Origin of the sequence: Prosthecodimorpha hirschii, from assembly GCF_001305515.1 — a bacterium.
GTDB classification, from domain to species: Bacteria; Pseudomonadota; Alphaproteobacteria; order Rhizobiales; family Ancalomicrobiaceae; genus Prosthecodimorpha; species Prosthecodimorpha hirschii.
Window position 1 is genome coordinate 1,051,590 of the sequence record NZ_LJYW01000001.1, and the last position, 4,351, is coordinate 1,055,940.

Genomic DNA, 4,351 nt, shown 5'->3' on the forward strand with positions numbered 1-4,351 from the left:
GGTGATCGCCGCCGCCTATCTGCACGACACGGTCGAGGATACGGTCGTGACCCATGCCGATCTGGTCGACGGCTTCGGCGCGCGCGTCGCCGGCCTGGTCGCCGAGGTGACCGACGACAAGTCGCTGCCCAAGGTCGAGCGCATGCGCGGCACCGACGCAAAGCTGGAAGCCACCTTCGACCGCGTCGCCGCCGAGGCCGACCGGCACTTCGCGCGGCCCGCATCGGCGTGAAGTCGTGACACCGAGATCGCATGCCGCTGCGATCCGTGTCTCGGACGCAGCGCGCGCCGGATTCAACCGTTCGATCTAGAATTACACTCATATCGTGCAAAAAGCCGCACAGACGACTTGGCGTCTGCGCGGCTTTCGCGACAAAGTCATGCACCCGGCCGTCGTCGGGTGTGCAAGCCGACACGCCTCGGCAAGGAGGTGACGGTCATGATGAAGATGACCATCACGCTCCGGCTCGGAAAGTGGAGAGTCACGATCTCCATTTCCCGGTAAGTCCGGCGGGGGGATGGCCGCGAGGCCATTCCCCTAGCCTGCTGGCATCATACACTGAAGGTTGCCGGTCCGGAAGACGCATCATCGTCCCGCCGCCCGCTTCACCATCCCCGCTGCCGGTCTCTCGGCTCGCTCGCGAGCGTCAAAGTCCCGCAGCCGGTCCGATCATACGGCCTCGGCCGCCGCGCGGCGCTTCGCCTCGATCTGGTCCATGGCGGCAACGACCGCGTCGAAGGTCAAAAGCGTCGAGGCGTGGCGCGCCTTGTAGCTGCGCACCGGCTCCAGATACTTCGCCTCCTCGAAGCGGCCTTCCGGCGGGGCGCCGTTCTCCTTGAGCATGCGGCGGACGCTGTCGCGCAGGTCGCGCAGTTCCGACGCGGTCGCACCGACGACATGGCGCGCCATGATCGACGACGAGGCCTGGCCGAGGGCGCAGGCTTTCACGTCATGGGCGAAATCGGTGACCACATCGCCCTCCATGCGGAGATCGACCGTGACGGTCGAGCCGCACAGACGCGAATGGGCGGTGGCGCTGGCGTCCGGATCGGCCAGGCGGCCGAGCCGGGGGATGTTGCCGGCCAGTTCGAGGATCTTCTTGTTGTAGACGTCGTCGATCATGGGGACGCTTTCCGTCGCAGGCGGCGCGCCGTTGGGGCCACCGGTCGCGGCCGGCCCGCCTTATCGGGGCGTCGAAAAGCATTATATAGTCCATGACTGCCGAGCTCGCATCCCGGCGCCGTCACGAAGGACGGCGGGGGCGCGTGGTCCGAAACGCCAGCGGAGCCGTATGTTGCGGAAACCACGAGAGAGCCGGGAGATCTTCCCCATGGACGCCATCGTCAATCTCTACCGCCGCGACCGCGACGAGCGGCCCGCACCGCAGGATGCCGCCGGACGGCCGAGCCGCGAGGACGCCGAGGCGGCCGTGCGCACCCTGATCCGCTGGGCCGGCGACGATCCGGAGCGCGAGGGCCTGCTCGACACCCCGAAGCGGGTCGTCAAGGCCTATGAGGAGCTGTTCTCCGGCTATCGCGCGAGCGAGGCGGAGGTGCTGGCCAAGGTGTTCGAGGAGGTCGAGGGCTACGGCGACATCGTGCTGGTGCGCGACATCCCGTTCCACTCCCATTGCGAACACCACATGGTGCCCTTCGTCGGCAAGGCCCATATCGCCTACTATCCCTCCCGCGGCGTGGTCGGCCTGTCCAAGCTCGCCCGCGTCGTCGATGTCTTCGCCAAGCGGCTGCAGACCCAGGAGACCATGACGGCGCAGATCGCCAATGCGATCGACGACTTCCTGAAGCCGCGCGGCGTCGCCATCCTGGTCGAGGCCGAGCATATGTGCATGTCGATGCGCGGCGTGCAGAAGGGCGGCGTCTCGACGCTGACCACCCAGTTCACCGGCGTGTTCCGCGAAGACCCGACCGAGCAGGTGCGCTTCATGACGCTGGTGCGCGGCCTGCGCTGAGCCGGCAGCCTGGAGGCGGATCGCACGATCGCGCCGGCCGTCAACCCGTCGGCACGGGCGGCGTATCGATCGCGCAAACCATCAGGGACAAAGAGGGCATACGGCCGCGAGACGGCCGGAGCGCATGGCGGGCCGTTGACCGGCGCCCGCCGGCAGCCTATCCCGCTGGCATGACCGACGCCACGCCCCGCTCCTTCCCCGCCCCCGGCGACCACGATGCGCTTGAACTCGGCACGCAGCTGACGCCGCGTTTCGACGCCGCCGGCCTGGTCACCGCCGTCGTCACCGATGTCGTCTCGGGCGAAGTGCTGATGCTCGCCCATATGAATGCGGAGGCGCTGGCGCGGACGATCGAGACCGGCATCGCCACCTACTGGAGCCGCTCGCGCCGGAGCCTGTGGGTCAAGGGCGAGACCAGCGGCAACCGCCAGCATGTCGCCGAACTGCGCGTCGACTGCGACCAGGACGCCGTCTGGCTGAAGGTCCGCGTCGAAGGCCACGGCGCCTCCTGCCATCGCGGCTACCGCTCCTGCTTCTACCGGGCCGTGCCGGTCGGCGGTCCGGCCGACGCACCGCTCGCCTTCGTTGAAGCGGATCCCGCCTTCGACCCGGCCGATGTCTACGGCTCGGCCTGCGGCCACACGCATTCGTGACGCCCATTCGTGACACCGGACCCGGATACCGGCCGGGATCCGGATCGTGGGGTGGGTCCGGCGCTCCCGGTGCCGTCCCGACGGCTCAGGCCGTCGCGATGTAGTTGCGGATTTCCTCGGCGTCCTTCTCGACCTGCTCGATGCGGCGCTTGACCACGTCGCCGATCGAGACGACGCCGATCAACCGCCCGGCCTTGACCACCGGCATGTGCCGGAAACGGCCCGCCGTCATCTTGGTCATCACGTCGTGGGTCGTCTCCTCCTCGTGGCAGGTGACGACGTTGCGCGACATGTAGCCGGCCGCCTTCTGCGACAGCGCGCCGGCCCCCTCCTGGGCCAGGGCGCGCACCACGTCGCGCTCGGAGAGAATCCCCGCGATATCCCCATCCCGCGTGGTCAGCACCACGGCACCGATCTTGTGCGTCGCCAGGGTCTCGCAGATTTCGGCGAGCGTCGCGTCGGGATGCTGGGTGACGACGCTACGGCCCTTGTCGGACAGAATAACCTTCACAGTCATTGGCGGAGCCTCCCTGATTTCGCAGCAGAGCGGGGCTCGCAGCCCCGGAGAGGCGCGAGCCGACCGGTTCAGCCGTCCTCCCTGACGGCTAGCCAACATAGTGAAGGTCGCAATGGTTCCAGGCAACCCCCGCTCAGGGCGCGGGGCGAGGATCGGGCCGGTCGAACAGCGGGAAGCCGAGTAGGCCTGCCAGGAACCCGCCGGCATGGGCCTGCCAGGCGATGCTGGAGTCGGGGCCCGCGAAGGCATCGGCCCCGGCCACGAGCAGCAGATTGGTCACGACCAGGCCTGCGATCAGCAGGATCGCCTGCGGATCGCGGGCGAGCGAAAGAAGCGACCGGCGCGGCTGCTCGGCCCGGCCGGCGAGATCGGGCCGCAGACCCTGCGGACCGAAGCGGAAACGCAGCAGTCCGCCGAGCAGTCCGGAGACGATGCCGGAGGCGCCGATCATCGGGACGCCGGCCCCGGGATGGGACAGGAGATGGGCGAGCGCGCCGCCGGCCGCGGTGGCGACGCAGAAGGCCAGAAACCGGACGCCTCCCACCCGCCGCGCCACGGAAGCGCCGAGCGGCAGCAGCATGGCGGTATTGGCGAGGACGTGGAGCCAATCGACGTGCAGAAGCGCGTAGGACACGAAGGTCATTGCCGCGGTGACCGGTCCGCCGGGATAGCCCATTTCCGCGGCGTCGGCGGCGAAGCGCTCCGGGACGAAGGCGAACCAGAGCAGCACTTCGAAGTCGCTGTCCTCGGAGAGCGCCAGACGGGCGGCGTGGATCAGCACCATGACGGCGGCGAGCCAGAGAACAGGCGCCGGAACGTCGCCGAAGAAGGGCTCGCGCCGGGGTTTCGCCGGCGGCTCTTCGGCGATGGACCTGTTGTGCTGATACCCGTACATGGCGTCCCGCGATCGGCTTCGACGCCTTCTCACATAACGACGACCGATCCGGTCCGGCCTTGCGGCTCTCCCCCTGTCGTCGGACCGGACCATGCCGCGCCGGGCGGCGGTTTCGCAATGGCAAGGTTTTGTTAACCCTAATCCCGCTTTGAGGCAGTTGCCCCCCGAAGGGTCCAGGAACGGCACGAATGCGGCTGGCACCGGGCGTGCATTTCGCCCGATGCGCGGATGGCTCGACAGCTTGGCCGATCCCCTTGCGACCGGGCTGCCGCCCGGCCGGCACGGGGCGACGGCCTGCGGAGCCCGAGCGGGGGCG

6 protein-coding genes are annotated in these 4,351 nt (G+C 68.9%); 3 read left to right on the top strand and 3 right to left on the bottom strand.

Annotated features, from left to right (window positions below; genetic code table 11):
- The coding region (locus ABB55_RS04545; protein WP_152982230.1) for an HD domain-containing protein at positions 1–232 on the top strand (232 nt) is incomplete at its 5' end.
- Positions 233–670: 438 nt separating this feature from the next.
- Here ABB55_RS04545 and ABB55_RS04550 read toward each other — a convergent pair.
- Positions 671–1,123, bottom strand: coding sequence for an iron-sulfur cluster assembly scaffold protein (locus ABB55_RS04550; protein WP_054357750.1), 453 nt, complete (start codon positions 1,121–1,123; stop codon positions 671–673).
- Between the two features lie 208 nt (positions 1,124–1,331).
- Here ABB55_RS04550 and folE point away from each other — a divergent pair, with 208 nt between their 5' ends.
- Positions 1,332–1,970, top strand: a complete 639-nt coding sequence (gene folE, locus ABB55_RS04555) for a GTP cyclohydrolase I FolE (RefSeq protein WP_054357751.1) — start codon at positions 1,332–1,334, stop codon at positions 1,968–1,970.
- A 170-nt stretch (positions 1,971–2,140) separates the two neighbouring features.
- Positions 2,141–2,623, top strand: coding sequence for a phosphoribosyl-AMP cyclohydrolase (gene hisI, locus ABB55_RS04560; protein ID WP_054357752.1), 483 nt, complete (start codon positions 2,141–2,143; stop codon positions 2,621–2,623).
- Between the two features lie 85 nt (positions 2,624–2,708).
- On the opposite strand, the gene ABB55_RS04565 is transcribed toward hisI, so the two are convergent.
- Positions 2,709–3,140, bottom strand: coding sequence for a CBS domain-containing protein (locus ABB55_RS04565; protein WP_054357753.1), 432 nt, complete (start codon positions 3,138–3,140; stop codon positions 2,709–2,711).
- 133 nt (positions 3,141–3,273) lie between these two features.
- Positions 3,274–4,035, bottom strand: coding sequence for a rhomboid family intramembrane serine protease (locus ABB55_RS04570; RefSeq protein ID WP_054357754.1), 762 nt, complete (start codon positions 4,033–4,035; stop codon positions 3,274–3,276).
- Between the last annotated feature and the right edge of the window lie 316 nt (positions 4,036–4,351).

What these genes read in the sequence shown, in the direction of transcription:
- ABB55_RS04550 (WP_054357750.1), bottom strand. Translation starts at nt 1,123, where the DNA reads ATGATCGACGACGTCTACAACAAGAAGATCCTCGAACTGGCCGGCAAC.
- folE (WP_054357751.1), top strand. Translation starts at nt 1,332, where the DNA reads ATGGACGCCATCGTCAATCTCTACCGCCGCGACCGCGACGAGCGGCCC.
- hisI (WP_054357752.1), top strand. Translation starts at nt 2,141, where the DNA reads ATGACCGACGCCACGCCCCGCTCCTTCCCCGCCCCCGGCGACCACGAT.
- ABB55_RS04565 (WP_054357753.1), bottom strand. Translation starts at nt 3,140, where the DNA reads ATGACTGTGAAGGTTATTCTGTCCGACAAGGGCCGTAGCGTCGTCACC.
- ABB55_RS04570 (WP_054357754.1), bottom strand. Translation starts at nt 4,035, where the DNA reads ATGTACGGGTATCAGCACAACAGGTCCATCGCCGAAGAGCCGCCGGCG.